Raw genomic sequence first — 19345 nt, forward strand, 5'->3', positions numbered from 1 at the left:
GCTGACAGGCCAGGCGCACTTGCCGGAACCGGAGCCGGTCTCCGAAGATGCCCCTGCAGAGGAGCCAGCCCCGGCCGCCGCCGAGCTGCCGCTTGTGGCCGGGCATCTGTTGCAGGAAGACATTCAGGAAACCGCCCCGGAAGCGGCTTCAGAGCCAGCCCCTGAGGCACCGTCCGCGCCGCTGGAAGAAATCGCACCGCTGACCGGTCAGGAAGACCTGTCAGAGCCGGACGACGGTCGCGCCACAGAGCTGAAAGATCCTGAGGAGCCGGAACCGGATCGCACCGCTGCGGAAACGCCTCTGGCCGCCGGGCGGCCCCCGGAAGAGGGTATTCAGGACTATACTCCGCAACCCGAACCTGCGCCGGAACCCGCTGCCGAAGCCATGGATTTTGAGGAAGAGAACCTTACCTCTGCCGCAGGTCCTGAGGCAGAGGAGCAGACGCCGCTTGCAGAAGGGCCTGCTGAGGCGGAGGCGCCGGCAGAACCGGCCCCGGCGGAAGACACGCTGGTCGCCGCCGCAGGGATGCAGCCGGAAGAGCCGCTGGATTTCACCTTTGCTGCGGAAGAGCCGGTGCCCGAACCGGAAGAATCCCCCCTCTCCGACCCAGCTGCAGCCTTCCCGCCGCACGACTTGGACGAAGCCGCCCGCCAGGTGGACGCACTGGAGTTTGCTGCCGGTTTCAACGGCGGCGGTGGTGACAGCGCCGGGGAGGCAGCCCAGCCGGACCCGGAACTTGAGGAAGAACCGGACGTGCAAACGGCTGACCTGGAGGAGCCGTCCGCCCAGCCGGACATTGTGCCCGGGGAAGTGCCGCAAGAGCCAGCAGAACCGGCACCGGAACCTGCACTGGAGGATGCCGCCGAAGAGCCGGCAGAAGCGCTCGGCGAAGAGGCGCCGGCCACCCCGGTGCCAATTCAGCCCGGCATTCTGGCGCTGCTGGCAGAAACCCGCAGCCTGCCGCCGCAGTCGCTGGCGGCGATAGCCGCCTGCACCGAAGAGCTGCGCACGCTTGTTCAGAACAGGTCCTGAAACCGGCAAGCCGGAGTTCTGCGTGAATTCCGCCCCGGGGAAACGGCTGCAGCCCGGGCCTGCCCCGGCAACTGCCTCTGCCTGCTGAATTTCTTTGCGGGGCTGCAAAAAATCTTGCCGCCCCCTCTTGCCCCTGCTGCGAAAACGGTTAGAAGGCTTTGCAACGGGCTATGGCGCAGCCTGGTAGCGCGTCCGTCTGGGGGACGGAAGGTCGCAGGTTCGAGTCCTGCTAGCCCGACCAAATGAAAAACGCCCGGGTGTTTGCGCACCCGGGCGTTTTCGTATCCGGCGCAAGGCTTTGGCGATTGCGCAACGGGGCCAATTGAGCCAGCATCGCCGCAAAGCCGGCGCGGAGGGGGACAGGACATGACAGGCGTATTGCCCAGCCAAACCATTGAAATGATGCTGGAGCGCGGGGATATCACCGTCAGCACGCCGCTGGTGGAGGGCCAGGTGCAGCCCGCGAGCCTTGATTTGCGCCTCGGCAGCGTGGCCTACCGGGTGCGGGCCTCGTTCCTGGCGGGCCAAGGCCGGAGCGTGTCCGACCGGCTGACCGAATTCGAGATGCACCGGATCGACCTGAGCCATGGCGCGGTTCTGGAAAAAGGCTGCGTCTATGTGGTGCCGCTGATGGAGGGGCTGGCGCTGCCGCAGGATGTCTCTGCCGTCGCCAACGCCAAAAGCTCCACCGGGCGGCTGGACCTTCTGACCCGCACCATCACCGACGGCGGTGAGGAGTTCGACCGCATCAAGCCCGGCTACACCGGGCCGCTTTATGCGGAGATCTGCCCCCGCTCCTTCTCGGTTCTGGTGCGTCCCGGCATGCGCCTCAACCAGATCCGTTTCCGCACCGGCCAGGCGGTTCTGTCGGACGCCGAACTGAAAATGCTGCACGCCGGCTCTCCACTGGTGGACGGCGAAGCGGTGATCGAGGACGGGCTGGGCTTTTCCGTCGATCTGAAATTGCCCGGCACCGATCTGGTCGGCTACCGGGCCAAGCCGCATACTGGCGTGATCGACCTGGACCGGATCGGCGAATACGATCCGCAGGAATACTGGGAAGAGGTGCGCACCAAGGACGGCCGCATCATCCTGGACCCCGGCGCGTTCTACATTCTGGTCAGCCGCGAGGCGGTGCATATCCCACCTGCCTATGCCGCTGAGATGGCGCCCTATCTGGCGATGGTGGGCGAGTTCCGGGTGCATTACGCGGGTTTCTTCGATCCCGGCTTCGGCCACGACGCCGCTGGCGGCACCGGCTCGCGCGGAGTGCTGGAGGTGCGCTGCCACGAGGCGCCTTTTGTGCTGGAGCACGGCCAGGTCGTCGGGCGCCTGGTCTATGAGAAGATGGCCGAGGTGCCGGAGCAGCTTTATGGTGCGGGCATTGCCTCCAACTACCAGGGCCAGGGGCTGAAGCTGTCGAAACACTTCAAAACGCCTGCTTGACCCTTTCGCCCGGCGGCACCGCCGGGCCGCGTCCGTCCGCGATCTCAACGTTTGATATACAGCTCCTCCTCCAATTCCGCGCTGACGCCGGCCTGCACCGTGCGCTCCAGATGGGTGGAGAGCGTCATATAGGTGCGGGTGCCGCGCACGCCTTCAACGTCATAGATGCGGGCCAGCAGCCCCTCCAGCGCATGCGGAGACGCCACCCTCACTTTGAGGATCAGGCAGGTGTCGCCGGTGGCAGTGTGAATCTCCTCCACCTCCGGCCAGGCCTCCAGCGACAAAAGCTCCGCCGTCTTGCCCCAGCCCACCGTGTCCACATGGATGAAGGCCAGCATCGGCTTGCCCACCGCGGGCCCGTCCAGCTGCGCCACCGTCGCCCGGATCGCGCCGGACGCCCTGAGCCGTTTCACCCGCTCATGCACCGCGGGCGCCGAGAGGCCCACTTCCTGCCCGATGGCGGCGTAGGAGAGCGTCGCATCAACGCTCAGCGCGCCTAATATTTTTCGGTCTAATGCGTCCAGCGCACGGGGTGTTCCGCCGCTTCTCCGAACCTCATCTGTTTTTTCTCTCACCATTTCTGCGCGCCCTTCACAGAACCTCATTCAGAACATAGCAAAGATACCCGAACATTCTTCAAGGTAAACCCATGCGAACCCCGATTCTGATCCTGATGAGCGCCATTGGCGTGATTGGCGCCAACTCCCTGCTGCTGTCGCCGGTGGTGACGGCGGTCAGCCAGACCCTGAATGCCACCACGGCAGAGGTGATGCGGGCCGCCAGCGCCTATGGGCTTGGGGTCGCCGCCGCAGCCTTGCTGCTGGCGCCGCTCGGGGACCGGATCGGTGCCGGGCGGCTGATGCGTGCTGCCCTCCTGCTGCTTGGGGCCGGGCTGGGCGCCAGCGCCGCAGCACCGGATGTCTGGACACTGATGGTGGCACAGGCGGTGTGCGGGCTGGCGGCCGGGGCCGCCCTGCCCTCGATCTACACGCTGGCGATGGTGATTGCCCCCAAGGGGCGCGAGGCGCAAGTGCTGGGCTACGTGCTGGCGGGATGGACGGTGTCGATGGTGCTGGGTGTCAGCGTCAGCGCCTGGGCCACTGATCTGGCAGGCTGGCGCGCGGTCTATGGCACTCTAGCAGGGGTGGCGCTGCTGCTGTGGGCCGCCTCCGCTTCGCTGCGGGCCGCGGGCAGCCCCAGCGGCCAGGCGACCTCGCCGCTGACGGCACTGCGGGTGCCGGGAATCGCGCGCGGCCTCCTGGCAACCGCGCTGCTGATGATGGGGTTCTACAGCAGCTATTTCTTCACTGGCGCCCATATCACGCAAGGATTGGGCCTGAGCACCACCCAGGCGGGCCTGCTGCCGCTGTTTTACGGCATCGGCTTCGGCCTTGCGGTGCTGCTGGATCCACTGTTGGACCGGCTGGGGCTTGCCCGTGCCACCGCACCTGTGCTGCTGGCGGTCACAGCCAGCTACCTTCTGATGATGGCAGTTTCGCAGGAGTATATGCTGCTGCTGGGTGCCGCTCTGATCTGGGGCGTGTTCCAGCATCTTGCGCTCAATTTGCTGGTGGCGCGGCTTACCGCGCTGGAGCCTGCGCAGCGCGGTGCGATCATGGGGCTTTACAGCACCGTCACTTATCTCTGTGTCTTTGCAGCGCCCTTTGCGGGTGGGCTGCTGTTCGCAGGCTGGGGTTTGGCCGGCTGCCTGATGCTGTCCGCTCTGCTGGCGCTCAGCGGCGCGGCTGAGGCGCTTGGCCTCCGGCGCAAGCCCGGCGCGCTGCCTGCCGGTTCCGCTACCTGACCTTGGGGATGCGCGACCTTGCATTGCGCAATTTGCGCTGCGGGCTGGGGCCGGGCCCGAATCCCGGTGTCGGCCCCTTGCTCTTGCCCAGTCGCTTCGCGCCGTGTTGCGCGGCGCGGCGCAGCCCGGCATTAACCGCGCGCCCGATCAGGCGGCGCAGCACCATGCGGATGATCCAGTTCGCACTCATGGCATAAATCCCCAGTCTGCCTGCCAGCCATCATAGAATAGTAATGCGGCAATTTCCGGGCGCTCTGAGCCGCGGGGGTGTCACTCCTCGAACAGTTCCGCCTGTTCTTCTGTCTCGTCGTCCTCGTCGCCGCCCTGGCCCAGCGGCAGGCTGCCCGGCGGCGGGCGGTTCTCCAGCAGGCCCGCGGCGCGCAGTTCCTTGAGCCCCGGCAGGTCGCGGGCGCTTTCCAGCCCGAAGTGGTCCAAAAAGTCCGGCGTCACCACAAAGGTCACCGGCCGGCCCGGTGTCATCCGGCGGCGGCCGAGGCGGATCCAATCCATTTCCATCAGCTGGTCGATGGTGCCGCGCGACACCGACACGCCGCGGATTTCCTCGATCTCCGCCCGGGTCACCGGCTGGTGGTAGGCGACAATTGCCAGGGTTTCGATCGCGGCACGGCTCAGCTTGCGCAGCTCGGTGGTTTCCTTCTGCATCAGGAAGCCAAGGTCCGGCGCGGTGCGGATCGCCCAGGCATCGCCCAGCCGCACCACCCGCACGCCGCGCCCCTCATAGCGCTTGCGCAAATGCTCCAGCGCCTCGCGCGGGTTGCAGCCAGGCGGCATGCGGCCTTCGAGATCGCGCAGGGTAACGGGCTCGGCGCTGGCAAACAGCACCGCCTCCACCATCCGCTCCTGCTCGGCCATGGGCGGTGCGTCAAACAGGGTGTCGTTCTCGGTCCGGCCAGAGCTGCCGGCCGCATCCATGATCTGATCTTCCATCAGGTATCCTCGTCGAGGCTGCGCAGCTGAATCGGCGCAAATGTTTCGCTCTGGCGCAGCTCTGCCTTGCCTTCCTTGACCAGCTGCAGCGAGGCGGCAAAGGTCGCTGCGGTGGCCGAGCGCCGCTTCACGGGATCGCTGTGCCAGCCATCCGGCAGATAGCTGATCAGGTCGGTCCAGTCGCCGGTAAAGCCCAGCAGGTGGCGCATCCGGTCCAGCGCCTCCTCCATGGTGAAGACCGAATCCCGGTCCATCACGAAGGGGCGGAAATCCTCCTTGGTGCGGATGCGGGCATAGGCCTGCATCAGATCCAGGAGGTTGGCGGTATAGGTGACGGTCTTGATCCGTGCGACGCTCTCTTCCTCGCCACGGGCAAAGAAGTCGCGGCCCAGCCGGTCGCGGCCCATCAGCCGCGCAGCGGCATCGCGCATCGCCTGCAAGCGCTCCAGCTGGAATGCCAGGTGGGCGGCCAGCTCTTCACCCGACGGCCCCTCTTCCTCAGGATCGGGGGGCAGCAGCAGGCGGGATTTCAGGAACGCCAGCCAGGCCGCCATCACCAGGTAATCGGCGGCCAGCTCAATGCGCAGCTCCTTGGCCTTCTCGACAAAGGCCAGGTACTGTTTCGCCAGCTCCAGCACGGAGATCCGGCGCAGGTCCACCTTCTGCGTGCGCGACAGCGTCAGCAGCAGGTCGAGCGGCCCTTCGAACCCGTCCACATCCACGATCAGGGCCTCGGCCGCCAGCCGTTCCTCTACGCTCGTGTCCGCTTCTGAAAAAAGTGTCTGCTCAGCCATACACCTGCCCGCCCATGAGGGCGGCAAGTTCTCTTTCAGCGCTCATAATGTCAAGGGCAACAGGCGCGCGGCGGGCCTCCAGCGCGCGCTCTGCGCGGGACTGCGCCGCTTCGCTCATGGTGCCGGCAGCCTCAGCCACCGCCATCCGTTCCTCCAGCGAGGCATTGCACAGCAGGACCACATCGCAGCCCGCCTCAATCGAGGCGCGGGCGTTGTCCGCAAGCGATCCCTGCAGCGCCTTCATCGAGATATCGTCGGTCATGATCAGCCCGTCAAAGCCGATGCGTTCCCGGATCAGCCGCATCATCACCGGCGACGTTGTGGCCGGGCGATCGTCATAAGCGCCGTAGACCAGATGCGCGGTCATCCCCAGCGGCAGATCATTAAGCGCCGCAAAGGCGGCAAAATCGCTGTCCTCCAGCGTCTCCGGGTGGCTGGCCACATGCGGCAGGTCCAGATGGCTGTCTGCGGTGGCGCGGCCGTGGCCGGGGATGTGTTTCAGCACCGGCAGCACGCCGCCGTCCAGATGCGCGGTGGCCACCGCGCGGGCGATCCGCGCCACCGTTGCGGCACTGGTGCCATAGCAGCGGTTGCGCAGGAATTCATGGGTTTCGGCAAAAGCGATATCCGCGATCGGGGCGCAGTTGCTGTCGATGCCCAGCCCGTGCAGCTCATGCGCGATCAGCCGGTAGCGCAGGTACATGGCACGGACGGCATCCTCGCCGGCCAGTTGCACATGCTCCAGCGGCGGGCGCCAGTTGCGCGCCAGCGGCTTGCGCAGCCGCTGCACCCGGCCGCCTTCCTGGTCGATGGTGATCGGGCAGTTGCGGCCAACCGCCTCGCGGAAATCCCCGCAAAGGGCCTGGATCTGTTCGACATCTTCCAGGTTGCGGGCAAACAGGATGAAGCCAAACGGATCGGCATCACGGAAGAACGCCTTTTCATCCGCTGTCAGCCGCAGGCCTTCGGCATCAAGGATCGTGGCTCCGTAGGTCATGAGTGCCCCCTGGTGTTCGCGCTCCCCCAGTCAGTGACAAAAAGGGCTGCGCCCGGCCCGGCGGGGAGGGTGCAAAGCGCCCGCCCCGTGGGGGGCGGGACGGGCGCTGCCCGGCCTCGCAGCCGGGCGGAACATAAGTCTGCCTCTGTACTGTTACCGGGTGGTTACCGGAATGCAATCCGCATTGCCGGCCACCAGCGCCGAACAGAACCGGCGCGCGTCCGACAGACCGTCGAACCCCATCGCCCGCAGCCGGTAGAAGGTGCGGCCGCCGCTTTCGGCGCGCTGAATCACCCGCTGTTTGCTGTCCAGATACTCCGGGAAACGGGCGCTGATACGGTCCCATTCCGCGCGCGCGACTTCCGGGCTTTCATAGGCGCCCAGCTGCGCCAGACGGGTGCCGGCGGTCAGGGTTGCCGGATCCACATCCACGGTTCCGGCTCGCGCTGCCGGTGCGGCTGCGGCCGGAGCGGGGCTGAACCGTGCCGGACGGGCCGAGGGCCGCAGCGAGACCTTGACGCCGGGCGCATTCAGCAGCGCCGGAGACACGGTGGCAGCGGCCAGCGTTGGCTGCAAGGGTTCCGGCTGCACAATCGCCGGGGCTGCTGCCGAGGCGGGAACCGCAGCGGAAACATCCTCGGCTTCGCGTGCAAGCTCCGCCACAAGCGCATCAATGTCGCCGTTCTGGAAGGAGGCCACCGCCTCATCGCTGACACTGGCTGAGGCACCAGGGGCAGAAGGCAGCTCAGGCTCTGCCGGGACCGCGGGCAATTCCGCGGCCGGCGCAGCTTCGGCTGCCAGTTCCGGCAGCGGCTTGTCATCTTCTGTCAGCTGAATGGCAGCGGGGGCCAGGGTCAGCCGGTCTGCGGGCGCCTCGGCGCTGCCGCTGGCCGCCACGGCGTTCACCGCAAGACCCTGATGGTCCGCCTGGCTGCCGCCCGGATTTGCAGGCTGTTCGCGCATCGGACCTTCAGCCGCACGCACTACCGGCACGCCGCTGACGTCGCGCATCACCAGCTTGTACCCCCAGAACCCAACGCCCGCGACCAGCGCGATGGAGGCCACCGCACCCAGGATGCTCAAGGATTTGGAGAACCGCGCCCGCAAGCCAGCTGGCGCCGCGGCGTAGGCTGCGTAGTCATCAGCGCCATAGCCCTGCCCCTCCGGCTGATAACCATAGGCCGGATCCTCATAGCCATAGGCCGGCTCAGCGCCGGGCCCTGTATACTGCTGGCCGCCATAAGGCTGGCCCGCATAATGCTGATCGGAGTACTGCTGCCCGTAAGAACCGCCAGTTGCAGTGTCCTGCTGCTGGTCACTGCCCTGAGAATAGGCGTGGCCGTGGCCCGCCTGCGCAAAATACGCCATTGTCCGCCTCACTGCCCGGAATGGCGGCGCCTTTTGGCACCGCGCTCCCAGATCTCTTGAACTGCCTCGTTCCGGCGGAATGCGCAATTTATGTCCGCAGGGGCGTGCGCCCCTTTGGTTATCGCATCTCTTCTGCCGGTTTCACGCCAAGAATACCAAGACCAGCGGAAATAACAACGGAAACGGCCCGGGCCAGCGCCAAATTTGCATGTGTTGCCAATTGGCTGCTTTCGTTAACAAAGCGTAAACCTTCGTTCGACTTGCCCAGATGGTACAACCCGTGCAGCTCGGACGCGAGGTCATAAAGGTAGAAGGCCACCCGGTGCGGCTCATGGGTGCGGGCAGCGATTTCCACCTGACGCGGCCATTCGGCCAGCTTCTTGGCCACTGCCAGCTGCGCCGGATCAGCGATCAGGGTCAGGTCAGCGGCGTTCAGGGTGGCGTCATCCGCAGCAATGCCCTGCTCCTCTGCCTTGCGCAGGGTCGAGCAGATCCGCGCGTTGGCGTATTGCACGTAAAACACCGGGTTGTCCTTGGACTGCTCCAGCGCCTTGTCGAGGTCGAAGTCGAAGCCCTGATCGTTCTTGCGCGTCAGCAGCATGAAGCGGGTGACGTCCGCGCCCACCGCATCGACCACATCGCGCAGGGTGACAAAGGTCCCTGCCCGCTTGGACATCTTGAATTCCTGGCCGTCCTTGAACAGCTTGACCAGCTGGCACAGCTTGATATCCAGCGGCACCTTGCCGTCGGACAGCGCCGAAACCGCGGCCTTCATCCGCTTGACGTAACCGCCATGGTCGGCGCCGAAAATGTCGATCAGCTCGTCAAAGCCGCGCTCCACCTTGTCGAAGTGATAGGCGATGTCCGGCGCGAAATAGGTCCAGGAGCCATCGGATTTCTTCACCGCCCGGTCAACATCGTCGCCGTGGTCGGTGGATTTGAACAGGGTCTGCTCGCGCGGCTCCCAGTCGTCGGGCTTCTTGCCCTTCGGCGGCTCCAGCACGCCCTGATAGATCAGTCCCTTGGATTCCAGGCTGGCCAGTGCCGCCTCGATCTTGCCGGTGCCATAGAGCGATTTTTCGGAATAGAACTTGTCCATTTTGATGCCGAGCTGGGCCAGATCCTCGCGGATCAGCTCCATCATCGCATCGGTGGAGAACTCGCGCACCTCGGCCAGCCAGACGTCCTCGCCCTTGCCGACATAGGCATCGCCCACCTTGTCCTTCAGCGCCTGGCCGACGGGGACCAGGTAGTCGCCCGGATAGGTGCCGTCGGCAAAAGCCACTTCCTGCCCGTGCGCCTCCAGGTAGCGCAGGTAGACAGAGCGTGCCAGCACATCGACCTGGCCGCCGCCGTCGTTGATGTAATACTCGCGGGTGACGTCGTATCCGGCATAGGCCAGCAGCGCCGCCAGCGCATCGCCGAACACCGCACCGCGGGTATGGCCCACATGCAGCGGGCCGGTCGGGTTGGCGGAGACATATTCCACATTCACGCGCTTGTCCGCGCCCATGTCCGAGCGGCCGAAATCCGTGCCCGCGTCCAGGACCGATTTCAGAACACCCTGCCAGACGCCCGGCGCCAGCCGCAGGTTGAGGAAGCCGGGGCCTGCAACCTCAGCCGAAGTGATCCGCTCATCCGCGGCCAGTTTGGCCGCCAGCGCCTCGGCAATATCGCGCGGCTTCATTTTCGCGGGCTTGGCCAGCACCATCGCCGCATTGGTCGCCATGTCGCCATGAGCGGCATCGCGCGGCGGCTCCACCGCCACATTGGCAAAGTCGAGCCCCTCGGGCAGCGCGCCTTCGCCGGTCATGGCGGTCAGGCTGTCAATCACAAGCGTGCGGATATCGGTAAAGAGGTTCATGTCTGGCGTCCCAATGGTTCGGCTTTGCGGCTTATCATGCCTAGCCAGAGGGTCAACACTTCTGTGGACTCTTCACCCGTTCGCGCTGTTCAAAGAACCGCGGTACGGTCTTCCAGGATCTTACCCCAGGTGAAGATCTCGTAGGAGCGGAAGGCGGGCACGTAAAACGGATCGCCATGGATCAGGTGCTCCACCTCGATCCGGTCCTCGGCCTCGACAATCCACAGGGCGCCGCAGAAATCGCCATCCGTGTCCGGCTTCAGCCCGCCGCCGATGCGCAGCTCCGGGTGATCCTCGACATAGGCCACATGGGCGTCGCGCCGGGCCTTGTCCGCGCGGATATCCATCATCGCAGGCGCATCGCGGAACAGCACCGCCCAGCGGGTCAGTGCGGGCGCGGATTTACGGGCTTCACGGGCGGCGGTCATGAAAACATCCCCTGGATGGCGGAGGCGGTGCCCCATTCGGTTATCTTATAAGTGCGCAGAGAGGCCACGTAGTACGGGTCCTGCAGGATCAGCCGCTCCACATCCTGGCGGGTTTCGGCCTCGACATTCCAGATCGCGCCGGGGAAATCCTGCATCGGCCGCATCGCCAGCGCGCCGCCGATCTGCAGCTCTGGCCGCGCACGCACAAAAGCGATATGCGCCTCGCGCCGCTTCTTGTCGCTGCGCACCCGGTCCATTTCGGGCTTGTCCGTGAATGTGACGGTCCAGCGTGCCATGGCTTTTCCCTCGTTATGCCTCCCCTCGCGGATACCGCCGATGCCCCGCGGCATCATAGGGCCAGATCATAACACGGCTTACGGCCAATTCGGGAAACCGCATCGCACGCAAGGCGGGCAGTCCGCCCCGCCCTGCGCTGCAATGCCTAGGCCGGATGCCCCTGCGATTGCTTTGCCCCGTCGCAGATTTCATACCAGCCAGGCTTCTCGCCCACGAACTCATGAAAGCTGTTTGCCACCTCCAGCGCACCGTCCAGCGCATTTGCGGCGATCGGGAAGCTCTCCTCCTCCGACAGGATTTCCCCGAGCGAACTGCCGCAGATCCGGCAGAAGCAGCGGCCGTATTTGTAGGGCGGCGCAGGCTGATACAGCGCCACCTCCTCCTTGCCTGCAATCCAGCGCAGATCGTCCTTTTTGACAAAGACAATGGTGCTGGCCCCGGCCTTGCGGCAGCGGGAGCAATGGCAGGTGCCCATCAGCGCGGGCTGCGCCAGCAGTTCAAACTTCACCGCGCCGCAGCAGCAGCTTCCCTCAATCATTCCGGCAATCCTTCTGTTCACTTGAATTTATCAAGAACATTACAAGAACATCTATTGCCGAACAAGCCGCCGAAAGGCGTTGCGCAAAGGCCCGCCGCAGCGCACGCCCCGCTTGCCCGCCCTTAACCTGGATCTGCGATTATCACTTCCGCTGCAGCACATGGCGCGGGTCTGGCACCCCGTGCGAACAGGAGACCAGGACCCCCAAGACCACCTCCACAAAAGGTGCAGGGGCGTTAAATGGTTGAAGCTTTTGACCGGACCCGGGGCGCGCTGGCGTTCCGGCCCTACCCTCCGCCCCCGTTGGCGGCGCCGCCATCTTAACACCGCCCCATTGAAAGGCATGCAGACAGGACAGACGCAGACAGAAGAACAGCAAAACGGCAGCAGCCGGAAGCCCTTACACCTCGACCTTCACCCCGATCAGCCGCTCATGCAGCTGCAGGGCAAAGCGGTCGGTCATGCCGGCAATATAATCCGACACGATCCGCGCCAGCGCGGTGCGGTCCTGTGCCGCCGCGATCTCGGCGTGCCAGCGTTCCGGCATGTCCTGCGGGTTGTCCAGGAAATAGGGAAACAGCGCCTCCACCACCTTGGCCACCTTAGCACGCTTCTCCATCACCGAGGGCGCCCGGTACATACGGGTGAACAGGAAGGCGCGGATCTCCTTCAGCCCCTCCCAGATCTGCGGCGAGAACTGCACCACAGGGTGATCCAGTGCCCGCACCTCCTCAACGCTTTGCACGCCGGTCTCCGCCAGCAGGCCACGAGCTGTGGAAATCACATCGCCCACCATCACCCCGAAGAACCGCCGCAGCGCCTCGTGCCGGCGGCGGTTCGGGTCCAGCCCGGGATACAGCCGGTCCACCTCGCCATAGGCCTGATCCAACAGCGGCAGCCGCGCCAGATCATCGTCGCTGAACAGCCCGGCCCGCAGCGCATCATGCAGATCGTGGTTGTTATAGGCGATGTCATCCGACAACGCCGCCACCTGCGCTTCGGCGCTGGCGTGGGTGTGCAGTTCCAGGTCGATGGCGGCATTGCATTCCGCCAGCGCCCAGGGCAGTTCGCCCACTACCGGGCCATTGTGTTTTGCAATGGCTTCAAGGGTTTCCCAGGTCAGGTTCAGCCCGTCAAACTCGGCATAGTGGCGCTCCAGGCAGGTCACGATACGGATCGCCTGGGCATTGTGGTCAAAGCCGCCATAGGGCGCCATCAGCGCATGCAGCGCATCCTCGCCGGTGTGGCCGAACGGCGTGTGGCCCAGGTCATGCGCCAGCGCCACTGCCTCGGTCAGTTCCTGATTCAGCCCCAATGCTCCGGCGATGGTGCGGCCCACCTGCCCGACCTCGATCGAATGCGTCAGCCGGGTGCGGTAGTTGTCGCCCTCATGCTCCACAAAAACTTGCGTCTTGTGCTTGAGCCGCCGGAAGGCGCTGGCGTGGATGATCCGGTCGCGGTCACGCTGGTAGGGCGAGCGGAAGGAGCTTTCCTCCTCCGGCACCTGCCGCCCGCGGCTGCGGTCCGGCATCGTGGCATAAGGCGCATGCATATGAAATCTTTTCCCTTACAAATCTTGCCGCCTGAATTGCACCTTTCTATATAAAGCTTTGCGCTGCAACCTACGCCCGTGGAGAAAGCTGATGAACCTGCCCCCCAAAGTCACCGACCGCGCCTTTGCCCGGCTGGCCGAGATCGGCGCCGCGGACCAGGGCCAGGCACTGCGGGTCGCGGTGGAAGGCGGCGGCTGCTCCGGCTTCCAGTACGAGATCGCGCTGGATGAGGCCAAGGAGGACGATCTGGTGCTTGAAGGCCAAGGCGAAAAAGTCGTGGTCGACAGCGTCTCCCTGCCCTTCCTGGAAAACGCGGTGATTGATTTCACCGAGGAACTGATCGGTGCGCGGTTCACCATCGAGAACCCAAACGCTACCTCCAGCTGCGGCTGCGGAACCTCGTTTTCGATGTAATCCTTACCTTTCAGGCACGTTTCCCGGCGCGGGAAACGACTCGGAAAACATGTGCTCTCCGGGCCGGAATTATCGCATAAATTCGGCGCCCCTTGCGGGGCACGGCGGCTTTGCCGTCAGATGTTACGGATCAGTCTGCAGCTGTCCCGATGTACGCAGCCGCGGCATTGGCGGGCCGAATTGGTCCCAGACCAGATAGAGGCCGGACAGGATCACGATCGCACCGCCCAAGTAAGTGGAGGCAGGTGGGAACTCCCCAAAAAACACCGCGCCGATCACTGCCATCCAGATGAACTGCAGGTTCATCAGCGGCGTCACCGCGTAGGAGGCCAGCAGACGCAGCGCCACCACCAGGAGCCAGCGCGCCCCGAACAGCAGGAACGCATAGGCCGCCGCCCAAGCAACATCCGCCAGCGGCATCGGCACCCAGACAAAGGGCAACACCACCAGCATCGCACCGCACAGTGTGAGGTTCGGGTACAGCACCTGTGCCAGCGCATTGCTTTCATAACGGCCGATAAACCGTGCCATGGTCATGGAAAACGTGCCGGACACCACTGCGCCGAAGGCAATCAGATGCCCCCAGCCGGAATGCGCCCCGCCATCGTTGTGGGGCAGCAGGAACAGCACCCCGGCAAAGCCCGCCAGCAGCGCAATCCAGGCCGCCGGGCGCACCGGCTCTTTCAGCACCAGCCCGGACATCGCCCCCGCCAGAAGCGGCATCAGGCCGATGAAGACAAAGACCTCTGCAAAGGGCAGCAGCCGGAAGGCATAGAAGAAACAGACCGCGGCAATCAGCGTCGCCACCGAGCGCAGCGCCATCGCCCGCGGGCAGCGGGTGCGGAAGCCACCGCGCTGCCTTGGCATCCTGTCAGCCAGCAGGCAGAAGCCCGCGACCATGGCACCGGACAGCGCATAAAGCTGCGCCGCCGCATACTGGCCCGCCAAAAGCTTCGTGATCCCGTCAGCAGAAGCGATCAGCCCGGTGTAGGCCACTACCAGCATGGCCCCGCCCAGGGCCTGGTTGCGGGAACACGCCATCACGCGGCCCCTGCGCTGCCCGCCCGGGCAAATCCTTCGAAGAAACTCGCGAACCCGGCGCAGCTGCGCTCCGCGGCGCTCAGCAGCCCATGCTCTTCCTCATTCAGCATGGCCTCGATCCGCGCCTTGACCGCGCCCCAGCCCGGCCGGCCGGTTCCAGCTTCAAAAACGGCTTCTGAAAGGCTTCTCAAGATACTTCCTCCCCGCACCGCTGACACATGCACGCCCCCTGAGGGTACGGCCTGCCGGAACGCCGGGCGCCCGGACAGGATCATGAGCCAGTTAGCAACAAAATACTCGTGATAAGAATCATGAAGTCCAGAAAATTCTCGTTCTGATAGAGTAAAAGCGGAAACCTGCCTGTCAACCCAGCTCTCCCAGGCAGCAGGCGGCTGCTGCCCGGCGTAGCGCAACGCGATGCAGATCTCGGCCAGCAGATCGGCGTTCTGGTCGAGGAAGGCCACCAGACCGGCAAACTCCAGGCTGGTCAGTGCTGCCTGGGGCAATTGCGGGTCGCGGCGGCCGTATTCCGACAGGTAAAAGACAATGTGGGTCAGCTCGTAAGCGGCTTTCTTGTTCGGTATGGCGAAGGTTTCAGGCCGCGAGATGAACGCGCGCAGCCGGTCGTCCAGCCCGTCGTCCGCCAGGACCTCTCCGCGGCGCGCCAGCAGGCGGCGGGCCTCGGCGCGCTGCAGGTCGGACAGCTCTGCCTGCGCCAGCCCCTCTGCCTGAATCCAGGCGGCCAGCTGCGCGCCGGTCCCGCCGGGCAGGCCCAGATCCTCCAGATCCAGGCAGATCGACAGGATGAAGCGGTAATACTGGCGGAAGAAACTGATGTGCCGCGCCGCACCGTCGTAAAACCCCTGCAAGGGCGCCAGGGCCTCAGCGGCAACATCGGCCCCGGTGCATTCCAGAATGTTCAAAAGCTCGGCGTTTTCCTTGAGCCAGAACACGTCTTCCTGGGTGCGCCGCTGCGTGGCAAAGCTGCCGATCAGCGCGGCCTGCGCAGCCGCCCGGGACTGGCGGGCGGCAGGTGAGAAGAACGGGATGATCTGGGCCATGGAAACCTCCTGCGGGTGTGTGCGGCGCGGCAAGGGCGGCCCCCTATTAGGGACCGCCAATGGTCAGGGGCCGGGAGGGAGACCGGCCCCGTCCTGATCAGCTGCCGGAGGAGAACAGCCGGGTTGCATCGCCATCGCTGGTGCGGGCCTCTGCCGCCGGTGCGGAGCCGGAGGAGAACAGATGCGTTCCCTCGCCTGCGCCGCGCTCAGCCGTGGCGGCCGGAGCCGAGCCCGAGGAGAACATCTCCACGCCCTCTCCCGCTTCGGTACCGGCACGTGCTGCGGGGGCAGAGCCTGACGAGAACATTTCGGTCAGATCACCGGAGGCCGTTTCGCTTTCCGCTGCCGGCGCGGAGCCGGACGAAAACATCTCCGTCAGATCACCGCTGGCAACCTCTGATTGATCACTGGGCGCAGAGCCGGATGAAAACATCTGCACCAGGTCGCCCGCAGACGTGTCGGCACGGGTCGCAGGCGCAGAGCCGGAGGAGAACATTTCCACCAGGTCGCCAGCGGCGGTTTCGCTGCATGCCGACGGCGCCGAACCGCTGGAGAACAGCCCGGTTTCCCCGCCCGCCCAGCTCTCCGCCGTCTGCGGCATGGAGCCCGAAGAGAACAGCGAAACGCCTTCGCCTGCTGACAGATCCGCAGTGCATACAGGTGCGGAGCCGGAGGAGAACAACTCTGTTGCATCACCTTCAAACAGGCTGGCGCCTGCGGCCGGGCGTGTGGCGCGGATGGTCTGGATTTTACGCTGAGCAGTCATGTTTGGAACCCCATTCGTTAAGGACAAAAGGCTCCTTGACGCTGGCACGGGCGCCGCGCAGCGCAAACAAAAAATGCAATTTCACATTGTATTTTGTAGTTTCAATTACTTTAACTTCAAGCCGCTATTTTTTGCGCAATTTCAATTATTTCAATTCGTCCACAGGATATTCACCGCGTTATTCACACGCATATTATTGCAAAGTAAAGAAACTCAACCCTAGGGGTATTTTTCACCCATGCAAAACGCCGGTGAGTCGCAGCGCCACAGGTGATTCGCGAATCGCGCATCGGGCTTGCCCCGGGACGCTGATTCAGCGATAGATCGGCCCCGAATAAAGAATTCTGCGCCGGAGGCAAGCCATGAAAATCGCCACTTTTAACATCAATGGCATCAAGGCCCGGGCGCAGGCGCTGCCGGACTGGCTGGATGAGGCGCAGCCGGACGTGGTGCTGCTGCAGGAAATCAAGTCGGTGGATGAGGCCTTCCCGCGCGAGATTTTCGAGGAGCGCGGCTATAACGTCGAAACCCACGGCCAGAAAAGCTTCAACGGGGTGGCGATCCTGTCCAAGCTGCCGCTGGAGGACGTGACCCGCGGGCTGCCCGGCGACGACAGCGACGAACAGGCACGCTGGATCGAGGCCACAGTGGTGGGCAAACAGGCGATCCGGATCTGCGGCCTGTACCTGCCCAATGGCAACCCGGTGGAGCTGGAGGCGGACGGCAGCCCGGTAGCGGGCGGCAAATATGCTTACAAACTCGCTTGGATGGAACGGCTTAAGGCCCGCGCAGAGGCGCTGATGGCCGCAGAGATGCCCGCGCTGATGGCCGGGGATTACAACATCATCCCGCAGGCCGAAGATGCCAAGCGCCCGGAGGCCTGGACCGAGGACGCACTGCACCGGCCGGAAAGCCGTGCAGCGTATCAGCGGATCGTCAACCTGGGCTTTACCGAGGCGTTCCGGGCACGCCACCAGGGGCCGGGGCATTACTCCTTCTGGGACTACCAGGCCGGCGCCTGGAACCGCGACGACGGCATCCGCATCGACCACTTCCTGCTGACACCGCAGGCCGCCGACCTGCTGCGGGACTGCCAGATCGACAAGGATGTGCGCGGCCGGGAGAAACCCTCCGACCACGTGCCGGTCTGGGTGGACCTCGACATCTGAACGCGGCCCGCGCCGCGTGTCAGCGCGGCGCTGTGCCCAACGGGAGCGGTTCATTTTCAATGAAACTGCGACGGGCGGGAGCCGACCCTGCCCGCCATGGGACCGCCTCAGGCAGTGACGTCGTGGCGGTAGATCCAGTCGAACTGGCTGACCATACGGTCCGGGGCGAAGCGGCCGCCCAGCTTCAGCACCTGATGCGCAGGCCAGCTGAGCGGCGCGCGCAAATGGTATTTCCACGCGTTGATGCTGGCAGCCTGCACCACTTTTTCGGCCCGCGCGCGGCGGCGTTCCTGGAACATTGCCAGGCCGGAGGCCATGCCCGCGGCCTCCTGCAGGGAACGCGCCAGCACCCAGGCATCCTCCAGCGCCAGGTTGGCGCCCTGCGCCATGAAGGGCAGAGTCGGATGCGCGGCGTCCCCCAGGATGACAGTGTTTTCGCCGTGCCAGCGGTCTGCCACCGGATGGCGGTACAACCCCCAGAGCAACACCTCCTCCACCGCCTCAAGGAGCGCTGCAGCGTTGCCGCCGAAGCCAGCGAAGGCGGCGCGCAGGTTGGCGGGATCATCCTTGAAATTCCAGCCTTCCTCAGCCCAGGCGCGGCGCTCCTGCACTGCGACCAGGTTCATCAGGCTGCCATCGCGCAAAGGATAGGCCACCAAGTGCCGTCCCGGCCCCATGAACACCTGCGCCTCCGGCGGCAGGTTCAGGTAATTGGGCACCGTGGCGCGCCAGGCGACCTGGCCAGTGAAAAAAGGTTTGCGCTCTCCGTTCAGGGCCACCCGGGTTTTCGAATGCAATCCGTCGGCGCCAACCAGCAGATCACCGCCGCACTGTGCGCCATTGCTGAGATGCACCAGCGGTTGCGGGCCAGGCACAACCCGGTCGGCCTTCTGCAGCAGCCGCACCTGAACGCCTTCGCGGCGGGCCGCACCGGCCAGGATGCCAATGAGGTCGGAACGGTGCACAAAGTAGTAAGGCAGCCCGGCGGCGTATTCATCCAGATCCAGCCGCAGCACCTGATTGCCGCGCCGGTGGCCGCGCAGCACCACCGCACGCGCCCGCTGCGAGCACCAGGCCAGATCATCGGCCAGCCCCAGCGCCTTGAGCACCTGCACGCCATTTGGGGTGATCTGCAGGCCCGCGCCCACCTCGGAGATCTTCTCGGCCTGCTCCAGCACGGTGACGGATGCACCAAAGCGGCGCAGCGCCAGCGCTGCAGCCAAGCCGCCGATCCCGGCGCCGATGACGGTTGTTTTCAGGCCTTTGAGGTCCATGGGGCTCCCGCAGATTCTCCGCCCGCCCCCAATGGAACAAAAAACGCCGGAGCAAAAGGCCCCGGCGTCAATGTTTCCTGCGATTTTGCCGCCAAAATCAGCGGTTAATCGTCGCGGTGGACCTTTTCGCGGCGCTCGTGGCGCTCCTGCGCTTCCAGGCTCATGGTTGCGATCGGACGCGCATCCAGGCGTTTCAGCGAGATCGGGTCGCCGGTCACTTCGCAATAGCCGTATTCGCCCTCGTCGATGCGGCGCAGCGCCGAGTCGATCTTGGCGACCAGCTTGCGCTGGCGGTCGCGGGTGCGCAGCTCCAGCGCGCGGTCGGTCTCTTCGCTGGCACGGTCGGCGACATCGGGAATATTGCGGGTGCTGTCCTGCAGCCCCTCAATCGTGTCGCGGGTATCCGCCAGCAGATCCTGCTTCCATTCCAATAGCTTGCGTCGAAAGTATTCGGTCTGCCGCTCATTCATGAACGGCTCATCTTCGGCCGGGCGGTAGTCGTCCGGCAGAAACACTTCTTGCTTCATTTCGGCTCCTTCGGTCTGGCCCA

General features: G+C 65.0%; 20 protein-coding genes, 1 tRNA gene and 1 pseudogene. 6 read left to right on the top strand and 16 right to left on the bottom strand.

Annotation, left to right across the window (positions count from 1 at the left end):
• The 3 genes and pseudogenes from A9D60_RS26690 to A9D60_RS20210 all read left to right on the top strand — a co-directional run.
• Window positions 1-1033: pseudogene (locus A9D60_RS26690) on the top strand (hypothetical protein); the annotation flags it as partial.
• Between the two features lie 164 nt (window positions 1034-1197).
• Window positions 1198-1274 (top strand) — tRNA-Pro (locus tag A9D60_RS20205).
• Between the two features lie 125 nt (window positions 1275-1399).
• A complete protein-coding gene (locus A9D60_RS20210) occupies window positions 1400-2479 on the top strand; it encodes a 2'-deoxycytidine 5'-triphosphate deaminase (protein WP_065269263.1) in 1080 nt (359 codons plus the stop codon).
• Between the two features lie 44 nt (window positions 2480-2523).
• On the opposite strand, the gene A9D60_RS20215 is transcribed toward A9D60_RS20210, so the two are convergent.
• Window positions 2524-3057 carry an Lrp/AsnC family transcriptional regulator gene (locus A9D60_RS20215; protein ID WP_065269424.1) on the bottom strand — a complete coding sequence of 178 codons (534 nt, stop codon included), beginning with the start codon at window positions 3055-3057 and terminating at the stop codon, window positions 2524-2526.
• A gap of 71 nt (window positions 3058-3128) precedes the next feature.
• On the opposite strand from A9D60_RS20215, the gene A9D60_RS20220 reads away from it, so the two are divergent.
• Window positions 3129-4283, top strand: a complete 1155-nt coding sequence (locus A9D60_RS20220) for an MFS transporter (protein ID WP_065269264.1) — start codon at window positions 3129-3131, stop codon at window positions 4281-4283.
• Here the strand turns inward: A9D60_RS20220 and A9D60_RS20225 are convergent.
• From A9D60_RS20225 to A9D60_RS20270, 10 genes are all read right to left on the bottom strand, one after another.
• Window positions 4276-4473 (bottom strand): hypothetical protein, encoded by a 198-nt coding sequence (locus A9D60_RS20225; RefSeq protein WP_065269265.1) that lies wholly within the window; start codon window positions 4471-4473, stop codon window positions 4276-4278. The two genes, A9D60_RS20220 and A9D60_RS20225, sit on opposite strands and share 8 nt — an antisense overlap.
• Before the next feature lie 80 nt (window positions 4474-4553).
• Window positions 4554-5231: an SMC-Scp complex subunit ScpB gene (gene scpB / locus A9D60_RS20230; RefSeq protein ID WP_175392997.1), complete on the bottom strand. Its 678-nt coding sequence runs from the start codon at window positions 5229-5231 to the stop codon at window positions 4554-4556.
• On the bottom strand, window positions 5231-6025 hold the full coding sequence (locus A9D60_RS20235; protein ID WP_065269266.1) for a segregation and condensation protein A: 795 nt from the start codon (window positions 6023-6025) through the stop codon (window positions 5231-5233). The genes scpB and A9D60_RS20235 overlap by 1 nt, the downstream gene beginning before the upstream one ends.
• Window positions 6018-7022, bottom strand: a complete 1005-nt coding sequence (gene nagZ / locus A9D60_RS20240) for a beta-N-acetylhexosaminidase (RefSeq protein WP_065269267.1) — start codon at window positions 7020-7022, stop codon at window positions 6018-6020. The genes A9D60_RS20235 and nagZ overlap by 8 nt, the downstream gene beginning before the upstream one ends.
• Before the next feature lie 153 nt (window positions 7023-7175).
• A complete protein-coding gene (locus A9D60_RS20245) occupies window positions 7176-8390 on the bottom strand; it encodes an SPOR domain-containing protein (RefSeq protein WP_065269268.1) in 1215 nt (404 codons plus the stop codon).
• A gap of 118 nt (window positions 8391-8508) precedes the next feature.
• On the bottom strand, window positions 8509-10254 hold the full coding sequence (gene argS / locus A9D60_RS20250; protein WP_065269269.1) for an arginine--tRNA ligase: 1746 nt from the start codon (window positions 10252-10254) through the stop codon (window positions 8509-8511).
• An 89-nt stretch (window positions 10255-10343) separates the two neighbouring features.
• Entirely contained in the window at window positions 10344-10682 is a 339-nt protein-coding gene (locus tag A9D60_RS20255; RefSeq protein ID WP_065269270.1) for a YciI family protein, read from the bottom strand.
• Window positions 10679-10978: a YciI family protein gene (locus A9D60_RS20260; RefSeq protein ID WP_019296548.1), complete on the bottom strand. Its 300-nt coding sequence runs from the start codon at window positions 10976-10978 to the stop codon at window positions 10679-10681. The genes A9D60_RS20255 and A9D60_RS20260 overlap by 4 nt, the downstream gene beginning before the upstream one ends.
• A 146-nt stretch (window positions 10979-11124) precedes the next feature.
• Window positions 11125-11517, bottom strand: coding sequence for a GFA family protein (locus A9D60_RS20265; protein ID WP_065269271.1), 393 nt, complete (start codon window positions 11515-11517; stop codon window positions 11125-11127).
• Between the two features lie 400 nt (window positions 11518-11917).
• Window positions 11918-13069, bottom strand: coding sequence for a deoxyguanosinetriphosphate triphosphohydrolase (locus A9D60_RS20270; RefSeq protein ID WP_065269272.1), 1152 nt, complete (start codon window positions 13067-13069; stop codon window positions 11918-11920).
• Between the two features lie 91 nt (window positions 13070-13160).
• On the opposite strand from A9D60_RS20270, the gene A9D60_RS20275 reads away from it, so the two are divergent.
• Window positions 13161-13484: a HesB/IscA family protein gene (locus tag A9D60_RS20275; protein ID WP_039178633.1), complete on the top strand. Its 324-nt coding sequence runs from the start codon at window positions 13161-13163 to the stop codon at window positions 13482-13484.
• A 123-nt stretch (window positions 13485-13607) separates the two neighbouring features.
• Here the strand turns inward: A9D60_RS20275 and A9D60_RS20280 are convergent, their stop codons facing one another.
• The 3 genes from A9D60_RS20280 to A9D60_RS20290 form a co-directional block, all read right to left on the bottom strand.
• On the bottom strand, window positions 13608-14525 hold the full coding sequence (locus tag A9D60_RS20280) for a DMT family transporter (protein ID WP_065269273.1): 918 nt from the start codon (window positions 14523-14525) through the stop codon (window positions 13608-13610).
• Entirely contained in the window at window positions 14525-15586 is a 1062-nt protein-coding gene (locus A9D60_RS20285) for a DUF6902 family protein (protein ID WP_065269274.1), read from the bottom strand. The genes A9D60_RS20280 and A9D60_RS20285 overlap by 1 nt, the downstream gene beginning before the upstream one ends.
• 97 nt (window positions 15587-15683) lie before the next feature.
• Window positions 15684-16352 (bottom strand): DUF6749 family protein, encoded by a 669-nt coding sequence (locus A9D60_RS20290; RefSeq protein ID WP_065269275.1) that lies wholly within the window; start codon window positions 16350-16352, stop codon window positions 15684-15686.
• Window positions 16353-16714: 362 nt separating this feature from the next.
• Here A9D60_RS20290 and xth point away from each other — a divergent pair, with 362 nt between their 5' ends.
• Window positions 16715-17521: an exodeoxyribonuclease III gene (gene xth / locus A9D60_RS20300; protein ID WP_065269277.1), complete on the top strand. Its 807-nt coding sequence runs from the start codon at window positions 16715-16717 to the stop codon at window positions 17519-17521.
• A gap of 107 nt (window positions 17522-17628) precedes the next feature.
• Here xth and A9D60_RS20305 read toward each other — a convergent pair whose 3' ends face one another.
• Both A9D60_RS20305 and dksA read right to left on the bottom strand, forming a co-directional pair.
• On the bottom strand, window positions 17629-18795 hold the full coding sequence (locus tag A9D60_RS20305; RefSeq protein ID WP_065269278.1) for an FAD-dependent monooxygenase: 1167 nt from the start codon (window positions 18793-18795) through the stop codon (window positions 17629-17631).
• A gap of 104 nt (window positions 18796-18899) precedes the next feature.
• A complete protein-coding gene (gene dksA, locus A9D60_RS20310; RefSeq protein WP_039146440.1) occupies window positions 18900-19322 on the bottom strand; it encodes an RNA polymerase-binding protein DksA in 423 nt (140 codons plus the stop codon).
• Window positions 19323-19345: the final 23 nt, after the last annotated feature.

The sequence above is a fragment of the Leisingera sp. JC1 genome, from assembly GCF_001679925.1.
Classification (GTDB): domain Bacteria; phylum Pseudomonadota; class Alphaproteobacteria; order Rhodobacterales; family Rhodobacteraceae; genus Leisingera.

What these genes read in the sequence shown, in the direction of transcription:
- A9D60_RS20210 (WP_065269263.1), top strand. Translation starts at nt 1,400, where the DNA reads ATGACAGGCGTATTGCCCAGCCAAACCATTGAAATGATGCTGGAGCGC.
- A9D60_RS20215 (WP_065269424.1), bottom strand. Translation starts at nt 3,057, where the DNA reads ATGGTGAGAGAAAAAACAGATGAGGTTCGGAGAAGCGGCGGAACACCC.
- A9D60_RS20220 (WP_065269264.1), top strand. Translation starts at nt 3,129, where the DNA reads ATGCGAACCCCGATTCTGATCCTGATGAGCGCCATTGGCGTGATTGGC.
- A9D60_RS20225 (WP_065269265.1), bottom strand. Translation starts at nt 4,473, where the DNA reads ATGAGTGCGAACTGGATCATCCGCATGGTGCTGCGCCGCCTGATCGGG.
- scpB (WP_175392997.1), bottom strand. Translation starts at nt 5,231, where the DNA reads ATGGAAGATCAGATCATGGATGCGGCCGGCAGCTCTGGCCGGACCGAG.
- A9D60_RS20235 (WP_065269266.1), bottom strand. Translation starts at nt 6,025, where the DNA reads ATGGCTGAGCAGACACTTTTTTCAGAAGCGGACACGAGCGTAGAGGAA.
- nagZ (WP_065269267.1), bottom strand. Translation starts at nt 7,022, where the DNA reads ATGACCTACGGAGCCACGATCCTTGATGCCGAAGGCCTGCGGCTGACA.
- A9D60_RS20245 (WP_065269268.1), bottom strand. Translation starts at nt 8,390, where the DNA reads ATGGCGTATTTTGCGCAGGCGGGCCACGGCCACGCCTATTCTCAGGGC.
- argS (WP_065269269.1), bottom strand. Translation starts at nt 10,254, where the DNA reads ATGAACCTCTTTACCGATATCCGCACGCTTGTGATTGACAGCCTGACC.
- A9D60_RS20255 (WP_065269270.1), bottom strand. Translation starts at nt 10,682, where the DNA reads ATGACCGCCGCCCGTGAAGCCCGTAAATCCGCGCCCGCACTGACCCGC.
- A9D60_RS20260 (WP_019296548.1), bottom strand. Translation starts at nt 10,978, where the DNA reads ATGGCACGCTGGACCGTCACATTCACGGACAAGCCCGAAATGGACCGG.
- A9D60_RS20265 (WP_065269271.1), bottom strand. Translation starts at nt 11,517, where the DNA reads ATGATTGAGGGAAGCTGCTGCTGCGGCGCGGTGAAGTTTGAACTGCTG.
- A9D60_RS20270 (WP_065269272.1), bottom strand. Translation starts at nt 13,069, where the DNA reads ATGCATGCGCCTTATGCCACGATGCCGGACCGCAGCCGCGGGCGGCAG.
- A9D60_RS20275 (WP_039178633.1), top strand. Translation starts at nt 13,161, where the DNA reads ATGAACCTGCCCCCCAAAGTCACCGACCGCGCCTTTGCCCGGCTGGCC.
- A9D60_RS20280 (WP_065269273.1), bottom strand. Translation starts at nt 14,525, where the DNA reads ATGGCGTGTTCCCGCAACCAGGCCCTGGGCGGGGCCATGCTGGTAGTG.
- A9D60_RS20285 (WP_065269274.1), bottom strand. Translation starts at nt 15,586, where the DNA reads ATGGCCCAGATCATCCCGTTCTTCTCACCTGCCGCCCGCCAGTCCCGG.
- A9D60_RS20290 (WP_065269275.1), bottom strand. Translation starts at nt 16,352, where the DNA reads ATGACTGCTCAGCGTAAAATCCAGACCATCCGCGCCACACGCCCGGCC.
- xth (WP_065269277.1), top strand. Translation starts at nt 16,715, where the DNA reads ATGAAAATCGCCACTTTTAACATCAATGGCATCAAGGCCCGGGCGCAG.
- A9D60_RS20305 (WP_065269278.1), bottom strand. Translation starts at nt 18,795, where the DNA reads ATGGACCTCAAAGGCCTGAAAACAACCGTCATCGGCGCCGGGATCGGC.
- dksA (WP_039146440.1), bottom strand. Translation starts at nt 19,322, where the DNA reads ATGAAGCAAGAAGTGTTTCTGCCGGACGACTACCGCCCGGCCGAAGAT.